The organism is Pseudomonas fluorescens, assembly GCF_902498195.1.
Classification (GTDB): Bacteria; Pseudomonadota; Gammaproteobacteria; order Pseudomonadales; family Pseudomonadaceae; genus Aquipseudomonas; species Aquipseudomonas fluorescens_BU.
The window spans coordinates 672,397-694,267 of record NZ_CABVIY010000004.1 but is presented as its reverse complement, the minus strand read 5'-3'; the positions used below and the strand labels follow the sequence as shown (position 1 = coordinate 694,267).

The following is a 21,871-nucleotide window of genomic DNA, read 5'->3' as shown; positions in this document are numbered from 1 at the left end:
AGCCATCATTTCCGGAGAATTCGTCATGTCGAACGCTGCCTACCCGCTTGCTCGCACTGCCTACCTGCTGGTCGATCCCTACAACGATTTCCTGTCTGAAGGCGGCAGGGTTTTCCCCTTGATCAAGCCGATCGCCGAGCAAAACGGCCTGCTCGACAACCTGCGAACCCTCGACCGCGCCGTGCGCGCCCTCGGCATTCAGGTGGTCATCGTACCGCACCGTCGCTGGGAGAAAGGCGATTACGAAAACTGGGATCACCCAAGCCCTTCCCAGTGCAAGATCCAGCACATGCACCATTTTGCCCGTGGCGAATGGGGCGGCGAATGGCACCCGGATTTCGCGCCCAAGGACGGTGACATCATCGCTTCGGAACACTGGGGTTCGAGTGGTTTTGCCAACACTGACCTGGACTTTCGCCTCAAGCAGGCAGGCATCACCCACGTGATCATCGTCGGCCTGCTGGCCAATACCTGCATCGAAGCCACCGCCCGCTACGCCCAGGAACTGGGCTACCACGTCACCCTGGTGCGCGACGCCACCGCCGCGTTCAAGCCGGAAATGATGCACGCCGCCCACGAGCTGAACGGCCCGACTTACGCCCACGCCATCGCCAACACCGCGGAACTGGTCGCGACCCTCAATCAGTCCGGTGGTGCCCAATGAACCTGACCGGACACCTGCTGATCGGCGCCCGCGAAGTCCCTGCCAGCGAAGGCACGATGAAAGCGCTCAACCCGGCAACCAACCAGCTCATCGAACCGGATTTCGCCTTCGGTGGCGTCGCGGACGTCGACCTCGCGGCGAACCTGGCCGACGAGGCTTTCGATCACTACAGCCACACCTCCCTCGCCGAGCGCTCGGCGTTCCTGGAGCGCATCGCCGATAACCTCGACGCCGTGAGCCAGGAACTGGCGGCGCGCACAGCGCTGGAAACCGGTTTGCCCGAGGCCCAGTTTCAGGGCGAAACCGCCAGGGCGGCCAACCAGTTCCGCCAGTTCGCCGAGGTCGTGCGCAGAGGGCGTTTTCTGCAACTGGCCATCGACCCGGCGCAGCCTGATCGCCAGCCACGGCCGCGCATGGACCACCGCCTGCAGAAAATCGCCATCGGCCCGGTCGCCGTGTTCGGCGCGAGCAATTTCCCCATCAGTTACTCCGTCGCCGGCGGTGACACCGCCTCGGCACTGGCGGCGGGCGCGACGGTCATCGTCAAGGCCCATAACGCCCACCCTGGTTCCTCGGAGATCCAGGCCCGCGCCATCCGCAAGGCCGTGCAGGACAGCGGCCTGCCGGAAGGTGTGTTTTCGATGGTGCGCGGCGGCGGCAATGCGATCGGCGAAGCGCTGGTCGACCACCCGTTGATCAAGTCCGTGACGTTCACTGGCTCGGAACAGGGCGGCATGGCGCTGTATCGCCGCGCGCAATTGCGCCCGGACCCGATCCCGGTGTTCACCGAAATGACCAGCGTCAACCCCACATTCATCCTGCCCCAGGCCCTCGCCGCGCGGGGTGCGCAGATCGGTGACGGGTTCGTCGAACGCATGTTGGTCAACGTCGGCCAGGCCTGCCTCAAACCGGCGATCCTGATCGCGGTCGAAGGCGCCGGTTTCGAAGCGTTGCGTGCCGCCATGGTCAAGCGCGTGACCGACGCCCCGGCGCGGCCGATGCTGACGCCGGGCATTCACGCGGCCTACCTCGGCGGCCTCGATCATCTGCAAAGCGCCGGTGCCCGGCTGGTGGCCGTCGGTTCGGTGGCCCATGCCGACCTGGATGGCCGATCCGCGCTGCTCGAAGTCGACGGCGAGCGCTTCCTTGACGACAGCGCCCTGGCCCATGAAGTGTTCGGTCCGGCGGCACTGTTGGTGAAGGTCAAGGACGAGGCGCACCTGTTCGCCGTCGCCCGTTCGCTGCGCGGCCAGCTCAGTGCGACACTGCATCTTGAGGAGGGGGACATGGCACTGGCCCGGCGCCTGGTGCCGGTGCTGGAGCGGCGCACCGGACGGATTGTGGTCAACGCCTTTGCCCATCCCCAGGAAGTGTCTTTCGCGACCATTCATGGCGGACCGTTCCCGGCCTCGTCGGACAGCCGTTTCACCTCGGTGGGCATGACCGCCATCGAGCGCTTCCTGCGCCCGGTGACTTACCAGGGCTTCCCGGATGCGTTGCTGCCTGAAGCGCTGCGAGAGCAGAACCCGCTCGGATTACCGCGCAGCGTGGACGGTCAATAAACGAAACCGCTCCGGGCCATGAACGAATGTGGGAGCGGGCTTGCTCGCGAATGCGCCAGCCCCGTCAACCGAGAGGTTGAATGGGCTACCGCTTTCGCGGGCAAGCCCGCTCCCACAGGGTCAGGAGAGCGTGGTCGCCGGGCTTTTGTGCAGGGCAAACACCTGGTTCCGTCCATTGCGCTTGGCCTGGTACAACCCGTCATCGGCACGGGTCAGCAGGCTTTCCGGATTGTCACCGGGCTGCACGAAGGCCACGCCGAAGGACGCGGTGATCGTATCCAGCACGGTGTCGGTTCCCCGCGCCTTGATCCGCAGAGACTGAACCTTCAGCCGCAACTGCTCGGCAAAGGCGCAGGCGCTGTCCAGGTCGGCGCAGTCTTCAAGTACCACGCAAAACTCCTCGCCACCGTAACGCCCGGCAAAAGCGCTCGGCGACAGCGCACCACGCAGCACCTGGCCGACATGCTGCAGCACCCGGTCGCCCAGCGGGTGACCGTACTGATCGTTGAATTGCTTGAAGTGATCGATATCCAGCATGACCAGCGCGACCGTGCGCGATCCCTTGCCCAACGCCTGCTCCAGCAAACGGCTGAAGGCCGTGCGATTGAGCAGTTCGGTCAAGCCATCCAGCGTCGCCGCCTGTTGAGCCCGCTCCAGCTTGTCGCGCAGGGTCTTGATCTCGTTTTGCGCCGAGTGCAGCTGGGCAAGAAAGTGCTCCTGCTGGCTCTGCATCAAACGGGTGCTCTGCTGCAGTTCGTTCAGGATCCCCGGCAAGCGATCGCTCACCGGCTCCTCAAGCATCTCCAGGCACTGCCCCAGGCGGTGCTGGAAATGGGCACTGCCCTTCACGCTGCGCGAGACATCGCGCTCCATGCCATCGACCAGGCTGATGACTTGCTGCTGCTCCGCCCGGGCATCCTCCAGCTCGTCACGAATGATGTACTGGCGAAAAAGCCGGGTCGCCGATTCTGGCGGGCAACCGTCGAAGTCCCGGACCACCCGGTCCAGGTGACGATTGAGCTCGGGATCCTGGCCTTTGCTGTAGGTGTACCACAGCGCGTAGTGCACCGGATTGGGCGGGATGTTGTGGCGAACCATCAGCGGCACGGCTTGCTTGAGCAGCGCTGCCGCCTCGCGGGAGTCTTCCGGGTACAGCGCTAGAACATTCGCACGCGTGTCTGATTGGCTCATGGCTTCACTGTGGTTGTTAATCATTGGCATCTGGACAGTGCGCTGAGCATACCGATACGCCTGGCAAACGGCCATCCCGGCGTGGCTTGACGATGATTTTTGTCCGAAACAGCGTCAGTACGGGCTGCCAGACATCCCTGAAGGGTCAATGATCGCCGGTAAAACAACAACCGCCGCGCTGATCGCAACACCGTCATGAACAGGGGCTACGATAATATGACGGCATTCATTTCAATGGCCGTGATCGTCGTCAATATCGTGAGGAATGCGATGCCGTTCGAGGACAAGCAATGACCCTGAAAGACCTGTTCATCTACTGGCCGTTGCTGTCGATCGCCATTGTCGCGGTCCTGTGTCGCCTTGTTCATAACGCCAAGGCCGCCGTTCGGGCACTGGAGATTCAGATGACCGATACAAAGGTGGGCGACAGCGCCAGTCGTCGTGAACCGGACAAGGATCGCCGCGTGGTGTAGCGCAAACAAAGATAAAAAAACCCGGCCATTGAGCCGGGTTTTTTATTCACTTCAACAACACTTGGGCCCGGCCTTGCTGCCGTAACGGGCCTCCTGGCGTTCGCGGAAGAACGCCTCGTAGTCCATCACCGGCTTGTCCGGGTGCTTGCTTTGCATGTGCTCGACGTAGTTGTCGTAGTCGGGCATCCCCACCATCAGGCGCGCGGCCTGACCGAGGTATTTACCCAGGCGACTCAGGTCATTGAACATGCGGCAAATCCTCGATCACACGTCTGGCAGAGCCTGGTACGGCGCTTCTTTATCCGTGCGTTCCTTGGTGCCCCACGCGGCAATGCCGACCTTGAGGGCAAAGAACAGGATGCTGAACACCACGAACAGGAACAGCGCCGTCAGCGTTGCATTGGTATAGGCGTTGAAGATCACGTGCTGCATCTGGTCAATGCTTTTGGCCGGGGCCAGCACCTGGCCGTTGGCCAGGGCATCGCTGTACTTCTTGGCCAAAGCCAGGAAGCCGATCGCCGGGTTGGCGTCGAACAGCTTGATGAAGCCGGCGGTGGTGGTGCAGATCAGCAGCCACACGGCTGGCAGCAAGGTCACCCAGACATAGCGCTGGCGTTTCATTTTGATCAGCACGACCGTGCCGAGCATCAGCGCGATACCGGCCAGCATCTGGTTGGAGATGCCGAACAGCGGCCACAGGGTGTTGATGCCACCCAGCGGATCGATCACGCCCTGGTACAGCAGGTAACCCCACATCGCCACGCAGCCGGCGGTGGCGATCAGGTTGGCGGTCCAGGATTCCGTGCGCTTGAGCGCTGGCACGAAGGCGCCGAGCAAGTCCTGCAGCATGAAACGCCCGGCACGGGTACCGGCGTCGACGGCCGTCAGGATGAACAGCGCTTCGAACAGGATCGCGAAGTGGTACCAGAACGCCATGGTGTTTTCACCTGGCAGCACGTGGTGCAGGATCTGCGCGATACCCACCGCCAGGGTCGGCGCACCGCCGGCACGGGCCAGGATGGTGGTTTCACCGATGTCCTTCGCCACGGCTTGCAGCGCCTCCGGGGTAATCGCAAAGCCCCAGCTGCTGACCGTCTGAGCAACCGACACCGCATCGGAACCCACAATGGCCGCAGGACTGTTCATGGCGAAGTACACGCCCGGATCGATCACCGACGCGGCAACCATGGCCATGATCGCCACGAAAGATTCCATCAGCATGCCGCCGTAACCGATGTAGCGGGCATGCCCTTCGCTGGCGAGCAATTTCGGCGTGGTGCCGGAAGCGATCAGCGAGTGGAAACCCGATACCGCGCCACAGGCAATGGTAATGAACAGGAACGGGAACATACCGCCCTTCCACACCGGACCGGTGCCATCGATGAACTGGGTCAGTGCCGGCATTCTCAGCTCGGGCATGGTCACCAGAATGCCGATCGCCAGGGCAACGATGGTGCCGATTTTCAGGAAGGTCGACAGGTAGTCACGGGGCGCCAGGATCAGCCAAACCGGCAGAACGGCAGCCACGAAACCGTAGCCGATCAGCATCCAGGTGATCTGCACGCCGGTGAAGGTGAACGCCTTGGCCCACACCGGGTCCGCGGCAATCTGCCCGCCCAGCCAGATCGAGCCCAGCAGCAGGAACACGCCGATGATCGAGATTTCACCGATACGGCCCGGACGGATGTAGCGCATGTAGATGCCCATGAACATCGCGATCGGGATTGTCGCCATGACCGTGAACATGCCCCACGGGCTTTCGGCCAGGGCCTTGACCACGATCAGCGCCAGCACCGCGAGGATGATGATCATGATCAGGAAGCAGCCAAACAGCGCGATGGTGCCGGGGATGCGGCCCATTTCTTCACGGACCATATCGCCCAGCGAACGGCCGTTGCGGCGGGTGGACATGAACAGGACCATGAAGTCCTGCACGGCACCGGCCAGCACCACGCCGGCGATCAGCCACAGCGTGCCGGGCAGGTAGCCCATCTGCGCCGCCAGGACCGGACCGACCAGCGGCCCCGCGCCGGCAATGGCCGCGAAGTGGTGGCCGAAGAGTACGTGTTTGTTGGTCGGTACGAAGTCCAGACCATCGTTGTTAAGCACAGCCGGGGTGGCTCGATTGGGGTCGAGCTGCATCACTTTATTGGCGATGAACAGGCTGTAGTAGCGGTAGGCAACGAGGTAGATGGCGACGGCTGCGACGACGATCCAGAGGGCGTTGATCGCTTCGCCGCGGCGCAAGGCCACGACACTCAGCGCAATCGCACCCAGGACAGCCACGGCAAACCAGGCGAGGTGTTTAGCCAGACGGGGCATAGAGGGTCTCCTGCCGACAGCTCGTGACTGCGGCGGTAATTTTTATAATTGTGTCCGCTGTGCGGAGCTGGCCCAATATCCGCGCATGGCGTCCACAAATAAATCCGCGTTACTACGTACGTGACGTCTACGTAGTTCTACGTAGAAACCACAGATCCAATGTGGGAGCGGGTTTGCTCGCGAAAAAGGTACAACCAATACCACTCGGCGCCTGGAATACCATCGCAAGCAAGCTCGCTCCTACAGGGCGTATGTTTGGCATATGATGCCGACCCTTCGCCTCCCTCGTTCCGGCCAGGAGCCCAGATGCAGCTCAAACACAAGATCGTCGCGCTCGGGATTCTGCCGCTGGTGCTGGCCATTGCCGTCATCTGCGCGCTGGTGATTTCCCTGAACCGGCAACTGGGTGATCAACAGGCGCAATTGATCGAAGACAGCATCCTGGCGAGCAAGCGCGCCGAACTGAAAAACTACGTGGAATTGGCGCAAAGCCTGATCGAGCCGCTGTACGACGACGGCCATGGCGACGCGCACGCCCAGCAAAAAGTGCTGGAGGAACTGCGCAAGCTCAGCTTTGGCATCAACGGATACTTCTTCGTCTACGACCACGAAGGCCGCAGCCTGATGCACGCGCGGCAATCGGAATTGGTGGGCAAATACCTGTGGGACATGAAAGACCCCCACGGCCTGCCGGTGATTCAGGCGCTGCTCAAAAGCGCACAATCGGGCGAGGGCTTTCAACGCTATGCCTGGAACAAGCCTTCCTCCGGCCAGGTGACCGACAAACTCGCCTATGTGGTGATGCTCGATCGCTGGGGCTGGATGCTCGGCACCGGCATCTACCTTGAAGACGTCGAACGCGCCACCCAGCAGGCCCGTGCCGAAGTGGCCATGGGTATCCGCAAGACCATGATGGCCATTGCCGTGGTCGCGCTCGTGGCGGTGCTGTTCGTGTTCGCCACCGGCATGACGCTGAACGTCAGCGAGCACCGCCTGGCCGACAAGAAACTGCAGCGCCTGACCCAGCGCATCGTCAGCCTGCAGGAGGAAGAACGCTCGCGGGTGTCCCGCGAACTGCATGACGGCATCAGCCAGGTGCTGGTGTCGATCAAGTTTCAGTTCGAACTGGCCAGCCATGTGCTGGAAAATGGCCAGGACAAGGGCCTGGGGATTTTACGCGAGGCCACTGAACGCCTGGGTGACGCCATCGGCGAGGTGCGCAGCCTGTCCCACGACCTGCGTTCCTCCTTGCTCGACACCCTCGGCCTGCAAGCGGCCATCGGCCAGCTGGCCGCGGAATTCGAGCAACGCAGCGGCCTGACGGTGACCTACAACGACAACGAATTCGACTGCCATCTGGTCGATGGCGCCGCGGTGTCCTTGTTCCGCATCGTCCAGGAAGGCCTGACCAATATCGAACGGCACGCCCAGGCCCGGCACGTTTCGATTACCCTGCGTGGCTCGGAAGAGAACGTGCGCCTGACGCTGGTCGATGACGGCGTCGGTTTCAACGTCGCCCAGGTCGAACGCCGCCACGCCGGCATAGGCCTGCGCAACATCCGCGAACGCGTCGAGCATTTTGGCGGCCGCTTCGACCTGATTTCGATGCCGGGACGCAGTGAACTGGACGTCCTGCTGCCGATGAAACAACCCGGCGGCAAACGCTGACCCCACAACAAGAGTGAACGCTGCGATGAACCTGCCCTCCCCGATCCGCGTTGCCCTAGTCGACGATCACTCCCTGGTCCGCGACGGGATCAAGGCGCTGCTGGGCGTCATGGCCCCCCTGGAAGTGGTGGGCGAAGCCGAAAACGGTGCCGAGGCGATCGAGATGGTCGGCCGCTGCCAGCCGGACCTGCTGCTGGTCGACATCAGCCTGCGGGACATGAACGGCCTGGAACTGACCCGCGTACTGCGCGCCCGGTATCCTTCGCTCAAGGTGCTGGTGCTGAGCATGTACGACAACTACGAGTACGTGAGTGAATCGGTGCGCTCCGGTGCCAGCGGCTATGTGCTCAAGAATGCGCCGTCACGGGAAATCATCGCGGCCATCGAAGCCATCGCCAGCGGCGGCACCTTCTACAGCGCGGAAATCGCCCAGCGGCTCATCGCCGACAAAAGCACCGACAACGAGCTGACCCCCCGGGAAAGCCAGGTGCTGTACAAAATGGCCCAGGGACTGAACAACAAGGAGATGGCGCGGGAACTGGACATCAGCGTGCGCACGGTGGAAACCCACCGCCTGAGCATCCGCCGCAAGCTCAACATCGACAAGCCGGCGGCGCTGGTCAAGTACGCCATCGATCACGGGATCATTTCCCGATAACGCCCTGTGGGAGCGGGCTTGCTCGCGAAAGCGGTGTATCAGTCAGCATCCCTGTTGACTGACACACCGCTTTCGCGAGCAAGCCCGCTCCCACAGTACGGCGCTGCTACCGGGATGCGCTCAGAGCTTGGCAATCGAGACTTCGGTGGATTTGACGAAGGCAATGACTTCGCTGCCGACCTTCAACTCAAGATCGCGCACTGAACGGGTGGTGATGACCGAGGTGACAATGCCCGAAGCGGTTTGCACGTCGATCTCCGACACCACTTCGCCTTCCAGAATTTCCTTGATGACGCCCTTGAACTGGTTACGGACGTTGATCGCTTTGATGGTCATGATGAGGCTTCCTGTCTGATGTCGAGCACATCCGCAGTGGATGGCAGGCCTTCAAGGTGCACTGCCTTTACTCACAACAAAAGGAATAAATAATTATCTATTTATTCCTTTTGGAAATATCAAAGCTTGCGGCTCGATAAGAACAAAAACGAATTAACAAATGAAAAATCAGTATTTATCGTTATAAAAGTTCAGGCGTACTCTCCATTCATCCCGTCATTCACCACCACAGTGAAGTGCCCTATGAATGCCACTGCCCATCTCATCGATTTCGCCAGCTACCGTAAACGCAAACAGGCTCAACAACGGGCACGGGCCATGTGGGAAATGTACGCACGCAACGCAGGCCTGCAGGCATTCCAGTGGGTACAGGCCGCCAAGGCCACCGAGACCCGACACGCGTGAACATCAATGAACCCTCGCGCTTTCTGGCGAGCGCCGATGAACCCGTGCTGGCGTTGAATCAACTGGAGCCGGAAGAAGACGCCAACTGCGAACGGGTGGCGCAAAATCTTCAGCGCCTGCGCAGCAAGCGTCATTTGTCCCTGGATGCGCTGGCGCGCCAGTGTGGCGTGAGCCGGGCAATGCTGGCGCAGATCGAATCCGGACGCAGCGTGCCGTCGATCAAGGTGCTGTGCAAAATTGCCAAGGGCTTGAAGATCTCAGTGGCCGCGTTTCTTGAGCATCGGGCCTTTGAAGGCGTGGCGGTGTTGTCGGCGAGCCAGAGCAAACGCCTGGTGAGTGCCAACGGCGCGTTTGTCAGCCGCGCGTTGTTCCCCTTTGATGTGGCGCGCCAGTCGGAATTTTACGAGTTGCGCCTCAGCCCCCTGGGTGAAGATCACTCTGAAGGCCATGGGCCCGGTGTCCAGGAAAACCTGGTGGTAGCCCAGGGTGTGCTGGAAATCAGCGTCAACGATGAACGCTACCTGCTGTCCACTGGTGACTCGATCCTGTTCTATGCCGACCAGCCCCATCGCTATCGCAATCCTGCCGACAGCGAAGCGGTGGCTTATCTTGTAGTGACCTACCCCGAACGCCTGGATTGACACCCCACAAAACACTGTAGGAGCGAGCCTGCTCGCGATGGACTCAAAGACACCGCGTCATCCAGGATGTGCGCGTTATCGTTAACGACCATCGCGAGCAGGCTCGCTCCTACAGGTACAGCGATCAGCAGGTGCAGCACATCAGCGGCATGCCGTTGCAGCTCATCATCATCGGCATGCTGCAGTCGTTCATCATCTTCATCATCAGGGCGCAGCAGTTTTTCATCATGTCCATGTTCATGCCGGCCATTGGCATGATCTTGCACGTCATGCAATCGGCCATGACGGTGCATTCCATCACGCACTTCATCATTGGCATCGGCATGCCCATCATCGGCATCGGCCCCATCATGTTCATCATTGGCATGGCCATGGCCGCCTGGGACATGCACATCATGCTCATGTTGCCGCAGTGCATCATCATTGGCATGCCGCAGTTCATCATCATCTGCATCATTTCGGCGCTGTTCCTGAACATGGCCATGTCCATGCCAGCGGCCGGCATCATCGTGCACATCATGCCGTCGTCCATCATGTCGCAGGTCATGGTCGCCATCATCATCGGCATGCCCATCATCGGCATCATTGGCATGTTGGCGTTCATCGGCATTTGCATCTGCATGGCGTTCATCATGGCGTTTGTCCCTGAAGGATTGATTAGAAGCTGATGGGGCCGATTCTAGGCAATCGGACAGGCGCAACAAGCTGGCGGTCGAACAGCTGAATTCGATGCCGGGGCAGCTTTCATGATGCAGGCAGGACGGGGATTTGCGCCGTAACGAACAAAATGCTTCGATCACGGAAAACGCGGATGCCATGACAAGGATTTGCCGGTTATGGATATGCCGGTCAGGCCTATTGAAATAACTGAAGGAAATATTCGTTCTAAATCACAGACAAAAAAAATCCCGGGCAGCTGATGGACGCCCGGGACTTAAAAATGCATAAACCGTGGTGGTGAACGCGGGGCGAATATTACGGAATATTTCGCACTGTAACAAGATATTTTAATTAACTGCCCAGTTACTAAATTCTCTAAACCCTTATATATCCAGATATTTTTTAAGGTTAACCTCGAAACGCCTTTAACTGTCGTGGGCGGAAATTACAGATACCAACGGTACTCCCGCGCACTGATGTCGTGCATGAATGCCAAATGGTCCTGGCGTTTATTCTCGCAATACACATCGACAAACTCGGCCCCCAGGCCTTCGCGCAAGGGCGCGCAGGTTTGCATGGCCTTCACGGCTTCGAGCATTTCCAGCGGGAAGTCGATGCCGCTGCCGCGGTCATCATTGAGCGGCGCAATCGGTTCGCGGCCGTTCTCCAGGCCTTGCTCCAGGCCCACCAGAATGGCGGCGAGCACCAGATAGGGGTTGGCATCGGCGCCGGCCAGGCGATGTTCGATCCGCAGGTTTTTCGCATCCGACTCCGGCACGCGCAGGCAGGCGTCACGGTCTTCGAAGCCCCAACTGGCGCGCGAGGCGACGTTCACGGTGCCGCTCAAGCGACGCATGGCGTTGTGATTCGGGGCAAAGACCGGCATGCAATGGGGCAACACGTCCAGGCAACCGGCCACGGCGTGGCGCAGCGCTTGCTGCCCGTTCGCCGCCAGCAGATTGTTGCCCGCCTTGTCGTACAGGCTCACATGCACGTGCATGCCGCTGCCGGGGTGCTGCAAGTAAGGCTTGGCCATGAAGCTGGCGCGGTAGTTGTGCTTGAGCGCCACGCCGCGGGTGCTGCGGCAGAACAATGCCGCCCAGTCGGCCGCGCGCAAGCCGTCATCGAGGTGGCCGAAATTGATTTCGAACTGTCCGGGCCCCAATTCGGCGGTGATCACCGTGGCATCGACGCCCTGCGCCCGGGCGGTCTCGACCATTTCATCGAGCACCGGGGCGAATCGCGACAGCCGTTCGATGTGCATGTTGGGCTGGTCATCGGCGTCGCCGGTCAGCGGGTCGCGGGCAAACTGCGGCAAGCCCTCACGCAAGTGGCTGTCGAACAGATAGAACTCCAGCTCGAAGGCCACGACCGGGAAAATACCCTTGCGACCCAGCCGCTCCAGCACCTGCGCCAACACTTCGCGCGGCTCGAACTCGATCGGTTTTTCCGTGCCGTCGGAGGTGATCAGCATCTGCCCCAGCGGTTGCTGTTCCCAGCTCACCAATTTGAGTGTGCCGGGCACCAGGCGCCGTTGCGCATCCGGATCACCGTCGTTGAAGCAGTAATCGCCGATCTTGAACAGCCCACCCTGGGTGCCGAGCAGCACGCAGTTCTGCGGCAACTTGAGCGCGCTGCCGGCCGCGACTTTTTCGAGCATCTCGATCGGGTAGCGCTTGCCGTAGAAATGCCCCGGGATGTCCAGGGAAATCAGGTCGACAAAGCGCACATCGGGGTGGCGCTTGCGAAACCCACGCACTTCGGCCAGCAGATCAGAGCACACAGCATCCATCATCTTGTTCCTTGTTGTTTTTATCAGGTGTAAACCCAAAGCACGCGGGTGAGTTGGTCCGAGAGATTGCCGTAGCGGCAATGGGCATGGCTGGCCAGCTGGAAACTGTCGCCCGCCCGCAAGGTCACCGGTTCGTCATTGTCCAGCCACAGGGTCAGCTGCCCTTCCAGCACATAGCCGCCCTGCTCCGAGCTGTCTTTCATGTGCCGGTCACCGCTGCTGGCACCGGGCTCCAACTGGCTTTCGAGCATGGAGAAGGACGCGCGCATTTTCGGCGAGACCAGGATGTCGGTGATCCCGTCGGCGTAATACAGCGTGCGACGCTCATCCGGCCGCGTCACCCAAGGCAAGGCCATGGGCTTGGGCAGGCTGTAGAAATAGGTGGTCGGCACACCGAGGGTTTCGCTGATGGCGGTCAGGTCCGCCACCGTCGGCCGGGACAGCCCGCGCTCGACCTGGGACAGAAACCCTACGGAGCGGCCGATTTTGTCCGCCAGGTCCTTGAGGGTGTACTTCTTGTGTTTGCGCAGGTCCTGGATCAGGATCGCCAGCGCCGAAATCTCTTCTTGCATGTCCATCTATAGGCTTCCAGAAAAGGCCAAATCAAATGCAGTCGCGCAGTCGGTACCAGGCTTTGCCGATGGCTTCCAGCGGAGCGGCCATGTAGGGGCCGCCGGGAAAGCGGCCGTTGGCCAGGCCCTGGTACAAGGCCAGCTCGTCCGTTTGACCGAGTATCGCATCGGACACCGCTCGCGCCCCGGCCAGGGTCGGCAACACGCCGTGCCCGGAGTAACCCTGCAACCAGTACAGGTCGCCGCGCCGGCCGATGTCCGGCGTGCGCTTGAGGGTCAGGTCGATATGGCCGCCCCAGGCGAACTCCAGCCCGACCCCCTTCAATTGCGGGAAAACCCGCTCCAGGCAAGGCCGGGTGGCGCCGGCGATGTCCTTGGGCATGCCCCCCAGGTAAGTGCAGCCACCGCCGAACAGCAACCGGTTGTCGGGGGTGCGGCGGAAATAGTCGAGCACGAACTGGTTGTCGGTGACGCACACATTGCCCGGCAGCAGTGCCGTCGCCTGCGCCTGCGACAATGGCGCCGTGGCCACCTGATAAGTGCCGACGGGCAACACACAACTGGCGAGCTGCGGGTCGAGACGATCCAGATAGGCATTGCAGGCCAGCACCAGCACGTCCGCGCGAATCCGGCCGCGCTCAGTGGTGACCACGTAGCCATCGCCGTGCTCTTGATAATTCAGTGCCTTGCTTTGTTCATGAATCACGCCGCCAGCCCGCTCGATCGCGGCGGCCAGGCCCAGCGCCAGTTTCAGCGGATTCAGGTGCCCGCCTTCGGGGTCGAAGAGGCCGGCCTGGTAGCGCTCACTGGCGACCCACTCGGGCAGCTGATGACGCTCGATAAATTGCAAACCATCGTGACCCCACTTGTGACTGGCCTCGTGCTGCCATTCGGTCAGCAGGCTGACCCGTCGTGGCATCACCGAGGTCCACAGGTGGCCGGGCCGGTAGTCGCAATCGAACCCATGGCGTGCCGGCAATTCACGCAACTCCCGCGCCGCCCAGCGCATGCCCTCCCACAGTCGTCGCGCGCGCTCGTAACCCAGCGCGGCTTCCAGCGGCGGCATATCGCAAGACCAGCCCAGAATGGCCTGCCCGCCATTACGCCCCGAGGCGGCCCAGGCCACGCGGCTGGCTTCCAGCAAGGTCACGCGCTTGCCGGCCAGGGCCAGGCGCAAGGCGGTGTGCAATCCACTGAAGCCGGCGCCGATGATCAGCACGTCGGTGTTTTGCTCGCCCTCCAGGGGCGCACGATGTTTAAGCTGATCGGCGCAGGTGTGGGCGTAGTAGCTGGCGACATGTTGGGTGGATTGCTGAAACATTACCGGCTCCGTGAAATTTTATAGTTTTAATTTCATGAAAAAATACACGATAAGTTTCATGCGGGCAATTTTTTGATACGCGGAGGGTGTACATATCCATTCGGGACGCCCAGATCGAAAGCCAAAGCGAGGCGGTCTTAAAGCCGACCTGATTTTGCAGTTGCCCATGCCCCCCCTGTGGGAGCGGGCTTGCTCGCGAAAGCGTTGTGTCAGTTGATACATGTATTGGCTGAAACGGCCCCTTCGCGAGCAAGCCCGCTCCCACCATGAATCCGCGCCCGGGGCCGCAATCAGGTCGACATTCTTGTTTCTGTGTTTCCCGGAACTCCGTGAAGAACCCAAAAAAAATGCCCGGCCAAAAGCCGGGCATCCCAGACAACCACCATCAGATCAATCCAAATACCCCAACCGCCCCACCCCTCGCGCCTGAGCCTGACCCCGCGTCGCCAGGCAATAATAGAGCGGACACGTCACCACCAACCCCACCAGCCACGACAGATCCGCCCCTTCCACCAGATTGGCATACGGCCCCACGTACAACGACGTATTGGCAAACGGAAGTTGCACGATAATCCCGATGAAATACGCCACGATCGCATGCAGATTGAAGCGCCCGTAAATTCCGCCATCCGCACGAAAGATCGAGGCGATGTCATAGCACCCACGCTTGATCACATAGAAATCGATCAGGTTGATCGACGCCCACGGCACCAGCACCAGCAGCAAGGCCAGGATCAGCCCGATGAATTGCGAAATGAAGTCCGCCGAGGCACCCAGCGCGACCACGCAGCAGCCCGCCAGCACCACGCTCGACAACACCACGCGCACCTTGATGCTCGGGGTCCACTGACTGGCAAAGGTCTGGATCGAGGTGATGATCGACAGCACCGCGCCGTACAGATTCAAGGCGTTGTGGCTGATGATGTTGAGCAGGAACAGCACCATCAGGATCGGCCCCAGCCAACCGGTGGATTGCTTGACCGCCGCCATCGCTTCGGTGCCTTCCGGAGTCGCCAGTACCGCGACCGCGCCGAAGGTAAACGAGAGGATGGTGCCCAGTGTCGCGCCCAGGTAAGTGGCGAAGAACGGACGGCTGATGCCGATGTCGGCCGGCAGGTAGCGCGAATAGTCCGAGACATAAGGCGAGAAGCTGATCTGCCAGATGATCCCGAGGGACACCGTGGCCAGCCAGCCGGACAGGTTGAAGCCCCCACGCGTGAAGAAGTCCGCGGGCAGATCATGGGCGAAGATATAGAGGAAACCGGCGAGCAAGGCGCTGCCCATGACCCAGGTGCCGATGCGATTGAGGGTATGGATGAAGCGGTAGCCGATCACCCCGATGGCAGTGGCACTGAGGGCGCCGATCAGGATGCTGGCGGGCACCGGCACCGACGGCGCAATGCCGACGATCGATTTGCCGGCGAGCACGATGTTGGAGATGAAAAAGCCGATGTAGATCAGCGCGGCGAAGAACACGATCAACAGCGCCCCGTAACGCCCGAACTGGCCGCGGCTCTGGACCATTTGCGGAATCCCCATGCGCGGCCCCTGCGCCGATGCCAGGGCAATCACCAGGCCACCGGCCATATGCCCCAGCGCAATCGCCAGCAGCCCCCAGAACAGGTCGAGGTGGAACACCTGGACCACCATCGCGCCTGTCACGATCGGCAGCGGCGCAATGTTGGTGCTGAACCACAGGGTGAAAAGATCGCGGGCCTTCCCGTGGCGCTCTGCGAGTGGAACGTAGTCGACCGTGTGATTCTCGATCAACGGATCTTGCCGGGACATCTGGGACATGGGTATGAACTCGAGTTGGTCTGTTCTTATCTTTGTATGAAGCCAAACCGGGGGTGCGCATCGGCAGCCCCTCAGATGCGGACCATATTATGGTATTCCAACATTTTCACAAGACTGATCCGGTCGTTTGACACGCCTCTGATCCGCTATCCTGACGGATGACCTTGCCCCCCGCCTAGCTGAAAGCCCCGTAAACACTGAGTAAAAGACCAGCGGTGTGCGTTTATCGGCCCGCTGAAAAAGCCCTTGCAAACTATGTATTACGGTATACCATCAGACCTACAAACACATAAAAACCGCGTCACACCACCCGAGGACAGTCCAATGATCGATGCCGCCATCTACAAACAAGTCATGGGTTCGTTCCCGTCCGGCGTGACCGTGATCACCACCCTCGATGACGACGGGCAAATCGTCGGCCTGACCGCCAGCGCCTTCAGTTCGTTGTCCATGGACCCGGCACTGGTGTTGTTCTGCCCCAACTACAGCTCCGACTCCTACCCGGTCCTGATCAAGAACAAGCGCTTTGCCATTCACGTGCTGTCCGGCGGTCAGCAGAGCGAAGCCTATGCCTTCGCGCGCAAAGGCAAGGACAAGGCGCAAGGCATCAAATGGACCTTGAGCGAACTGGGCAACCCGATCCTGGCCAACGCCACAGCGGTGATCGAATGCGAACTGTGGCGCGAATACGAAGGCGGCGACCACGCCATCATGGTCGGCGCGGTGAAGAACCTGATCGTGCCCCGGCAGAACGCCGGGCCACTGGTGTATTGCCACGGCAAGATGGGTGCGCTGCCCGTCCTGGCGTGATTACTCTGTTATCACCCAATACCTTGTGGGAGCGGGCTTGCTCGCGAAAGCGGCCCATCAGTCGCCACCCTCGTTGAGTGACACACCCCCTTCGCGAGCAAGCCCGCTCCCACAAGTGATCGCCGGCAAAGAGAAATATTTGCGGATATTTCGTATTATGGTATACCAATAATTAACAGGCCCGCAGTCGACCGGCCATCAACAAAAGATCCGAGGTAGCGTCATGAAATTTTCCCTGTTCGTACACATGGAACGTTGGGACGAAAGCGTCAGCCACCGTCAGTTGTTCGAAGACTTGACCGAACTGACCCTGATGGCCGAGGCCGGTGGTTTCAGCACTGTATGGATCGGTGAACACCACGCCATGGAATACACCATCTCGCCAAGCCCGATGCCGCTGCTGGCCTACCTGGCCGCCAAGACCACCACCATCCACCTGGGCGCCGGCACCATCATCGCGCCGTTCTGGCACCCATTGCGGGTGGCCGGTGAATGCGCCCTGCTGGATGTGATCAGCAACGGCCGCATGGAAGTCGGCCTGGCGCGGGGCGCGTATCAGGTGGAATTCGACCGCATGGCCGGCGGCATGCCGGCGTCGAGCGGCGGCCAGGCGCTGCGGGAAATGGTGCCAGTGGTGCGCGCGCTGTGGCAGGGCGACTACGCCCACGACGGCGACATCTGGAAATTCCCGACCTCCACCAGCGTGCCCAAGCCGATCCAGCAGCCGAACCCGCCGATGTGGATCGCCGCCCGCGACCCGGACTCGCACAACTTTGCCGTGGCCAATGGCTGCAACGTGATGGTCACGCCGCTGATGAAAGGCGACGAAGAAGTCCTCGACCTGAAGAACAAATTCCAGGCCGCGCTGGACAACAACCCGGACGTGCCGCGCCCGCAACTGATGGTGCTGCGTCATACCCACGTGCACACCGCTGACGACCCCGAAGGCTGGAAAGTCGGGGCCACGGCCATTTCGAAGTTCTACCGCACTTTCGACGCCTGGTTTGGCAACAAGCAAACCCCGGTCAACGGCTTCCTGGCGCCGAGCCCGGAAGAAAAATTCGCCGGCCGCCCGGAGTTCGAACTGGACAGCCTGCACAAGACCGCCATGATCGGCACGCCGGAAGAAATCATTCCGCGCATCAAGTATTACCAGGAGCTGGGCGTCGACGAATTCAGTTTCTGGTGCGATAACAGCTTGCCCCACGCGGAAAAGAAAAAATCCCTGGCGCTGTTCATCAAGCATGTGGTGCCAGCGTTCCGCTAAACGCGTTGCCCCCTGTGGGAGCGGGCTTGCTCGCGAAAGCGCCGGGGCAGTCGCCATGAATGTTGAATGATCTGCCCTCTTCGCGAGCAAGCCCGCTCCCACACAGGATCGATTCCCATGTTCGATAATGGTCGTCCCCAGTCACCAGACCTCTGCTGCGGCGCCGCGCAGGCGTACCTGCGTGGCGAATGGACGGCCTCTCACCTGCATTTCAAGCGTTTGCGCGCCAGCGTTTCGGCCAAGCAGAACGGCTTCTGGCAAATAGTTCACTGAACAACCCCGAACAGGAATCCACGTACCCCACATCAGGCGATTGTCCCCTGTGTGCGGTGCATTGTGCTTCGGCCCGAGATTTATCGGGCAGGCAGGATGCGACAGCGTCCGGCCCATGATCAGGTTTGCTCCATGAACAATAAAAACGCGCTGTTGATCATCGACATGCAACAGGAGGACGGCTTCGTCCTGGAACACTTCGACACGGTGGTGGCCCATGCGGCCGACCTGCTCGAATCCGCCCGCCAGCAACGGGTCCCCATTCTCTTCACCCGCCACATCAATCAAGCGGATGGCAGCGACCTGCCGGTCGGTGAACCACTCTCCGGCGACGGTGGCCCGAGCAGCTATCGCGCCGGCACGCGCCAGGTTGAAATCATCGACACCCTGACACCGCTGCCCCATGAACCGGTGATCGACAAAGGCCGCTACAGCGCCTTCCACCGCACCGACCTCGATACCCGGCTCAGGGCGCTGGCGGTTGACACGCTGATTGTCAGCGGCGTGCTGACCGATGTCTGTGTGCTGAGCACGGTGTTCGATGCCTTCGCCCTGGGCTACCGCATTCGCCTGGTCACCGACGCCTGCACCACGACCACCCTGGCCGGGCACTATTCGGCCCTGCTGATCATGGCCAACTGGGTCTACTCCCTGGAAATGCTGACCACAAGCCAGTGCCAGCTTGCCCTGCAACAGCGCGACTACCACAGCCTGAGCCCCGGGCAGCCGGACATGTTCGCCCACCAGCCTCATCAGCTGCCAGGCACCATCGCCCGTCTGCAAGCCCACCTCGTCCAGGCTCAGGAGTGATCGCCATGCACGTCGAAAAAAGAAGCATCGATTTCATCCCCGAAGCCGAGCGCCATGGTCGCCCCGCTTCGCTGTTCTACATCTGGTTCGGCGCGAACATGAACATCACCACCATTGCCTCCGGCGTGTTGCCGGTGGTGATGGGGCTCAACCTGTTCTGGAGTGCCCTGGCCATCCTCATCGGCTCGCTGGTGGGGGCGATTTTCATGGCGTCCCATTCCGCCCAGGGGCCGAAACTGGGCATCCCGCAGATGATCCAGAGCCGCGCCCAGTTCGGCGTGCTCGGCGCGGTGCTGCCACTGCTGTTCGTGATGCTGATTTACCTGGGGTTCTTCGTCAGCAACACCTTGCTCGCCGCCCAGGCTTTGGCCTCGGTCAGCCCGTTGCCGGCCAGCGGCAACATCTACCTGATCGGCGCCCTGTGTTTCGTCGTCGCGCTCTACGGCTACCGGCTGATCCACCGCTTGCAGAAACTGCTGTCGATCCTCTCGCTGCTGGTGTTTGCCGCCGCTACGCTGCTCGCCCTGCAGCTGCCGATTGCCGCCGAACAATGGCTGCCAACGGGCTTCTCGCTGTCGAAATTCCTCGTGGCGGTGAGCATTGCCGTGACCTGGCAGCTGTCCTATGCGCCCTATGTCGCCGACTATTCGCGCTACCTGCCCAGCGACACGCCGACGGCCCAGGTGTTCTGGTACAGCTATGCCGGCACGGTCAGCGGGGGTGCCTGGATGATGATCCTCGGCGCGATCCTGAGCGTGGGCATCGGTGACTTTTCCAGCAACGTCGGCGGCCATGTCGCCGGGCTGTTCGGCGGCGGCGCGCTGGTGCTGTTCGCCTTCATCGTCTACGGCCAGGTATCGATCAATGTCTTCAACCTGTACGGCGCCTTCATGTCGACCATCACGGTGATCGAGCCCTTCGCCCGCCTCAAGGTGACGCCCCGGGTGCGCGGTGTGTTCATGTTGCTGATCAGCCTGCTGGCGACGGCGCTGTGCACCATCAGCCAGGACGATTTCATCAGCTTTTTCCTCAACTTCATCTTCTTCATGAGTTACTTCCTCATCCCCTGGACGGCGATCAATCTGGTGGACTACTACTGCCTGCGCAAAGGCCAGTACCGGATCGGTGACATCTTCGACCTCAACGGGATGTATGGCCGGATCAACTGGATCGCCTGCGGCAGTTTCGCCCTGGCGATCGCCCTGGAAGTGCCGTTCATGAACACCACGCTCTATGTCGGACCGGTTGCCACGGCATTGGCAGGTGTAGACCTGGCCTGGCTGGTGGGGCTGGTGGTGCCGGCGCTGACGTATTACGGGCTGATGAAACGCGCCATGCGCGACCCGGCCCGTGCAGGCGCGATGCTGGCTCGCGATGGACGTGAACGATGACGCGAACTACCTGAAAGAACGCGTTCATTGGCGTTTCGCGAGCAAACGGATGGGACAAAATCGGACAACGAACGAACCGTGCAGCCAACACGGCCACGCTTCATTCGACCCGCATTTGTCCTATCCTTTCTCGTAAACCACGCCATCGGTCCCCCCTATGCCCGCCCCCGAATCCAGCCTGCTGCAAAGCTGGCACCACAACGCCCGCCCCTGGATCGAAGCCGTGCGCGGCGGCGCTATCGAAAGTCGCCTGAAGGTCACCGACCAGGCCATCCTGCTGGCGGTGCAGGGCCGCCAGCCCGAGCGCGTGCTCGACCTGGGCTGCGGCGAAGGCTGGCTGTTGCGTGCCCTGGCCGAACGGGGCATCGACGCGGTCGGGGTGGACGGCGATGCGACGCTGGTCGAAGCGGCGCGGGCGGCCGGCTCGCCAACGGTACATCTGGCGAGCTATGAAGCGCTGGCGGACGCCCAGGTGGACATCGGCAGAGACTACGACCTGATCTGCGCCAATTTTGCCCTGTTGCATCAGGACATCATCGGGCTGCTCGCCGCCATGACCGCCCTGCTCGTCCCGGGTGGCGCGCTGGTGATCCAGACGCTGCATCCGTGGACGGCGGCGGCAGGCGACTATCAGGACGGCTGGCGCGAAGAAACCTTTGCCGGCTTCAAGGGGCAATGGCAACCCATGCCGTGGTATTTGCGCACCTTGTCCAGCTGGATCAGGGCGCTGGACATGGCCGGCCTGCGGCTGGTCGACCTGCAAGAGCCGCAGCACCCGCAAAGCCCAGTACCGCAGTCGTTGCTGCTGGTGGCCGAGCCGCGTGGGTAAATGGCGGCCCAGCGCGGCTAAACCGAGGCGGCCTGACAGCCGACCTGACTTTGGCTGGTGCCCCGCCCCCCCCCCTGTAGGAGCGAGCCCTGCTCGCGATGGACGTCAACGATAACGCTGGCTGTCTGAATGAACGCGGTGTCTGGACCTCCATCGCGAGCAGGGCTCGCTCCTACAGTGGGACGCGTACATCCGTGAAAGCAGGTCGGCTTTAAGGCCGCCTCGCTATTGCCTTGGCTGTTGAGGTGTACGCCCCTCACAATTGTGGGGTGATCTATCTGCTGGTCGGATTTGGCTCGCAGGTCGTGTTGCAAACCCGACCGGTAGCCGCCCGCCGGGTCAGTCGGCTTTCCGCAGCGGCGATGATCGTCATCGCCCTGGTGCTGCTCGCCGAGCAGGCCGGATCGATCACAGGCCTTGGGTAAGACG

The 21,871-nt window shown here is 61.3% G+C and carries 23 protein-coding genes; 14 read left to right on the top strand and 9 right to left on the bottom strand.

Going from position 1 to position 21,871, the window contains the following annotated elements; all coding sequences use genetic code 11:
* The first annotated feature begins 25 nt into the window (after positions 1-25).
* Positions 26-664: an isochorismatase family cysteine hydrolase gene (locus F8N66_RS18460; RefSeq protein WP_150771539.1), complete on the top strand. Its 639-nt coding sequence runs from the start codon at positions 26-28 to the stop codon at positions 662-664.
* Complete coding sequence (locus F8N66_RS18455; RefSeq protein WP_150771538.1) at positions 661-2,226, top strand: aldehyde dehydrogenase (NADP(+)); 1,566 nt, start codon at positions 661-663, stop codon at positions 2,224-2,226. Before F8N66_RS18460 ends, F8N66_RS18455 begins: the two co-directional genes overlap by 4 nt.
* A 120-nt stretch (positions 2,227-2,346) precedes the next feature.
* On the opposite strand, the gene F8N66_RS18445 is transcribed toward F8N66_RS18455, so the two are convergent.
* Positions 2,347-3,417, bottom strand: coding sequence for a GGDEF domain-containing protein (locus F8N66_RS18445; RefSeq protein ID WP_224790499.1), 1,071 nt, complete (start codon positions 3,415-3,417; stop codon positions 2,347-2,349).
* Between the two features lie 290 nt (positions 3,418-3,707).
* Here F8N66_RS18445 and F8N66_RS18440 point away from each other — a divergent pair, with 290 nt between their 5' ends.
* On the top strand, positions 3,708-3,890 hold the full coding sequence (locus F8N66_RS18440) for a hypothetical protein (protein WP_150771536.1): 183 nt from the start codon (positions 3,708-3,710) through the stop codon (positions 3,888-3,890).
* A 51-nt stretch (positions 3,891-3,941) separates the two neighbouring features.
* Here F8N66_RS18440 and F8N66_RS18435 read toward each other — a convergent pair whose 3' ends face one another.
* Positions 3,942-4,139, bottom strand: a complete 198-nt coding sequence (locus tag F8N66_RS18435; RefSeq protein WP_008051268.1) for a YbdD/YjiX family protein — start codon at positions 4,137-4,139, stop codon at positions 3,942-3,944.
* Positions 4,140-4,154: 15 nt separating this feature from the next.
* Positions 4,155-6,212 (bottom strand): carbon starvation CstA family protein, encoded by a 2,058-nt coding sequence (locus F8N66_RS18430; protein WP_150771535.1) that lies wholly within the window; start codon positions 6,210-6,212, stop codon positions 4,155-4,157.
* A 306-nt stretch (positions 6,213-6,518) separates the two neighbouring features.
* On the opposite strand from F8N66_RS18430, the gene F8N66_RS18425 reads away from it, so the two are divergent.
* Together F8N66_RS18425 and F8N66_RS18420 are read left to right on the top strand one after the other, a co-directional pair.
* Positions 6,519-7,880, top strand: a complete 1,362-nt coding sequence (locus F8N66_RS18425) for a cache domain-containing protein (RefSeq protein WP_150771534.1) — start codon at positions 6,519-6,521, stop codon at positions 7,878-7,880.
* Between the two features lie 25 nt (positions 7,881-7,905).
* Complete coding sequence (locus F8N66_RS18420; protein ID WP_150771533.1) at positions 7,906-8,538, top strand: response regulator; 633 nt, start codon at positions 7,906-7,908, stop codon at positions 8,536-8,538.
* A 120-nt stretch (positions 8,539-8,658) separates the two neighbouring features.
* Here F8N66_RS18420 and F8N66_RS18410 read toward each other — a convergent pair whose 3' ends face one another.
* A complete protein-coding gene (locus F8N66_RS18410; protein WP_007904463.1) occupies positions 8,659-8,874 on the bottom strand; it encodes a TOBE domain-containing protein in 216 nt (71 codons plus the stop codon).
* A gap of 243 nt (positions 8,875-9,117) precedes the next feature.
* Here F8N66_RS18410 and F8N66_RS31530 point away from each other — a divergent pair, with 243 nt between their 5' ends.
* Positions 9,118-9,279, top strand: coding sequence for a hypothetical protein (locus tag F8N66_RS31530; RefSeq protein WP_191623020.1), 162 nt, complete (start codon positions 9,118-9,120; stop codon positions 9,277-9,279).
* Between the two features lie 53 nt (positions 9,280-9,332).
* The gene (locus tag F8N66_RS18405) at positions 9,333-9,920 is read left to right on the top strand and encodes a helix-turn-helix domain-containing protein (protein WP_191623023.1); all 588 of its coding nucleotides are present in this window, start codon (positions 9,333-9,335) and stop codon (positions 9,918-9,920) included.
* A gap of 124 nt (positions 9,921-10,044) precedes the next feature.
* Here the strand turns inward: F8N66_RS18405 and F8N66_RS31835 are convergent, their stop codons facing one another.
* The 5 genes from F8N66_RS31835 to F8N66_RS18375 form a co-directional block, all read right to left on the bottom strand.
* Positions 10,045-10,554 (bottom strand): hypothetical protein, encoded by a 510-nt coding sequence (locus tag F8N66_RS31835; RefSeq protein ID WP_224790498.1) that lies wholly within the window; start codon positions 10,552-10,554, stop codon positions 10,045-10,047.
* A 471-nt stretch (positions 10,555-11,025) separates the two neighbouring features.
* Entirely contained in the window at positions 11,026-12,372 is a 1,347-nt protein-coding gene (locus F8N66_RS18395; RefSeq protein WP_150771531.1) for a glutamine synthetase family protein, read from the bottom strand.
* A gap of 23 nt (positions 12,373-12,395) precedes the next feature.
* A complete protein-coding gene (locus F8N66_RS18390; protein ID WP_150771530.1) occupies positions 12,396-12,950 on the bottom strand; it encodes a helix-turn-helix domain-containing protein in 555 nt (184 codons plus the stop codon).
* Positions 12,951-12,975: 25 nt separating this feature from the next.
* Positions 12,976-14,265 carry an NAD(P)/FAD-dependent oxidoreductase gene (locus F8N66_RS18385; protein ID WP_150771529.1) on the bottom strand — a complete coding sequence of 430 codons (1,290 nt, stop codon included), beginning with the start codon at positions 14,263-14,265 and terminating at the stop codon, positions 12,976-12,978.
* A 390-nt stretch (positions 14,266-14,655) separates the two neighbouring features.
* Positions 14,656-16,062: a purine-cytosine permease family protein gene (locus tag F8N66_RS18375; protein ID WP_150771527.1), complete on the bottom strand. Its 1,407-nt coding sequence runs from the start codon at positions 16,060-16,062 to the stop codon at positions 14,656-14,658.
* 324 nt (positions 16,063-16,386) lie between these two features.
* On the opposite strand from F8N66_RS18375, the gene F8N66_RS18370 reads away from it, so the two are divergent.
* From F8N66_RS18370 to F8N66_RS18340, 7 genes are all read left to right on the top strand, one after another.
* The gene (locus F8N66_RS18370) at positions 16,387-16,872 is read left to right on the top strand and encodes a flavin reductase family protein (RefSeq protein ID WP_150771526.1); all 486 of its coding nucleotides are present in this window, start codon (positions 16,387-16,389) and stop codon (positions 16,870-16,872) included.
* Between the two features lie 223 nt (positions 16,873-17,095).
* The gene (locus F8N66_RS18360; protein WP_150771524.1) at positions 17,096-18,139 is read left to right on the top strand and encodes an LLM class flavin-dependent oxidoreductase; all 1,044 of its coding nucleotides are present in this window, start codon (positions 17,096-17,098) and stop codon (positions 18,137-18,139) included.
* 117 nt (positions 18,140-18,256) lie between these two features.
* A complete protein-coding gene (locus tag F8N66_RS31520; RefSeq protein ID WP_191623018.1) occupies positions 18,257-18,412 on the top strand; it encodes a hypothetical protein in 156 nt (51 codons plus the stop codon).
* Positions 18,413-18,544: 132 nt separating this feature from the next.
* On the top strand, positions 18,545-19,222 hold the full coding sequence (locus tag F8N66_RS18355; RefSeq protein ID WP_150771523.1) for a cysteine hydrolase family protein: 678 nt from the start codon (positions 18,545-18,547) through the stop codon (positions 19,220-19,222).
* Positions 19,223-19,227: 5 nt separating this feature from the next.
* Positions 19,228-20,613, top strand: a complete 1,386-nt coding sequence (locus F8N66_RS18350) for a purine-cytosine permease family protein (RefSeq protein WP_150771522.1) — start codon at positions 19,228-19,230, stop codon at positions 20,611-20,613.
* Positions 20,614-20,770: 157 nt separating this feature from the next.
* Complete coding sequence (locus F8N66_RS18345; RefSeq protein WP_150771521.1) at positions 20,771-21,442, top strand: class I SAM-dependent methyltransferase; 672 nt, start codon at positions 20,771-20,773, stop codon at positions 21,440-21,442.
* A 269-nt stretch (positions 21,443-21,711) separates the two neighbouring features.
* Positions 21,712-21,867: a hypothetical protein gene (locus F8N66_RS18340; RefSeq protein ID WP_191623026.1), complete on the top strand. Its 156-nt coding sequence runs from the start codon at positions 21,712-21,714 to the stop codon at positions 21,865-21,867.
* Positions 21,868-21,871: the final 4 nt, after the last annotated feature.

What these genes read in the sequence shown, in the direction of transcription:
- F8N66_RS18445 (WP_224790499.1), bottom strand. Translation starts at nt 3,417, where the DNA reads ATGAGCCAATCAGACACGCGTGCGAATGTTCTAGCGCTGTACCCGGAA.
- F8N66_RS18440 (WP_150771536.1), top strand. Translation starts at nt 3,708, where the DNA reads ATGACCCTGAAAGACCTGTTCATCTACTGGCCGTTGCTGTCGATCGCC.
- F8N66_RS18435 (WP_008051268.1), bottom strand. Translation starts at nt 4,139, where the DNA reads ATGTTCAATGACCTGAGTCGCCTGGGTAAATACCTCGGTCAGGCCGCG.
- F8N66_RS18425 (WP_150771534.1), top strand. Translation starts at nt 6,519, where the DNA reads ATGCAGCTCAAACACAAGATCGTCGCGCTCGGGATTCTGCCGCTGGTG.
- F8N66_RS18370 (WP_150771526.1), top strand. Translation starts at nt 16,387, where the DNA reads ATGATCGATGCCGCCATCTACAAACAAGTCATGGGTTCGTTCCCGTCC.
- F8N66_RS31835 (WP_224790498.1), bottom strand. Translation starts at nt 10,554, where the DNA reads ATGATGAACGCCATGCAGATGCAAATGCCGATGAACGCCAACATGCCA.
- F8N66_RS18350 (WP_150771522.1), top strand. Translation starts at nt 19,228, where the DNA reads ATGCACGTCGAAAAAAGAAGCATCGATTTCATCCCCGAAGCCGAGCGC.
- F8N66_RS18395 (WP_150771531.1), bottom strand. Translation starts at nt 12,372, where the DNA reads ATGGATGCTGTGTGCTCTGATCTGCTGGCCGAAGTGCGTGGGTTTCGC.
- F8N66_RS31520 (WP_191623018.1), top strand. Translation starts at nt 18,257, where the DNA reads ATGTTCGATAATGGTCGTCCCCAGTCACCAGACCTCTGCTGCGGCGCC.
- F8N66_RS18420 (WP_150771533.1), top strand. Translation starts at nt 7,906, where the DNA reads ATGAACCTGCCCTCCCCGATCCGCGTTGCCCTAGTCGACGATCACTCC.
- F8N66_RS18390 (WP_150771530.1), bottom strand. Translation starts at nt 12,950, where the DNA reads ATGGACATGCAAGAAGAGATTTCGGCGCTGGCGATCCTGATCCAGGAC.
- F8N66_RS31530 (WP_191623020.1), top strand. Translation starts at nt 9,118, where the DNA reads ATGAATGCCACTGCCCATCTCATCGATTTCGCCAGCTACCGTAAACGC.
- F8N66_RS18385 (WP_150771529.1), bottom strand. Translation starts at nt 14,265, where the DNA reads ATGTTTCAGCAATCCACCCAACATGTCGCCAGCTACTACGCCCACACC.
- F8N66_RS18360 (WP_150771524.1), top strand. Translation starts at nt 17,096, where the DNA reads ATGAAATTTTCCCTGTTCGTACACATGGAACGTTGGGACGAAAGCGTC.
- F8N66_RS18345 (WP_150771521.1), top strand. Translation starts at nt 20,771, where the DNA reads ATGCCCGCCCCCGAATCCAGCCTGCTGCAAAGCTGGCACCACAACGCC.
- F8N66_RS18355 (WP_150771523.1), top strand. Translation starts at nt 18,545, where the DNA reads ATGAACAATAAAAACGCGCTGTTGATCATCGACATGCAACAGGAGGAC.
- F8N66_RS18430 (WP_150771535.1), bottom strand. Translation starts at nt 6,212, where the DNA reads ATGCCCCGTCTGGCTAAACACCTCGCCTGGTTTGCCGTGGCTGTCCTG.
- F8N66_RS18455 (WP_150771538.1), top strand. Translation starts at nt 661, where the DNA reads ATGAACCTGACCGGACACCTGCTGATCGGCGCCCGCGAAGTCCCTGCC.
- F8N66_RS18460 (WP_150771539.1), top strand. Translation starts at nt 26, where the DNA reads ATGTCGAACGCTGCCTACCCGCTTGCTCGCACTGCCTACCTGCTGGTC.
- F8N66_RS18375 (WP_150771527.1), bottom strand. Translation starts at nt 16,062, where the DNA reads ATGTCCCAGATGTCCCGGCAAGATCCGTTGATCGAGAATCACACGGTC.
- F8N66_RS18410 (WP_007904463.1), bottom strand. Translation starts at nt 8,874, where the DNA reads ATGACCATCAAAGCGATCAACGTCCGTAACCAGTTCAAGGGCGTCATC.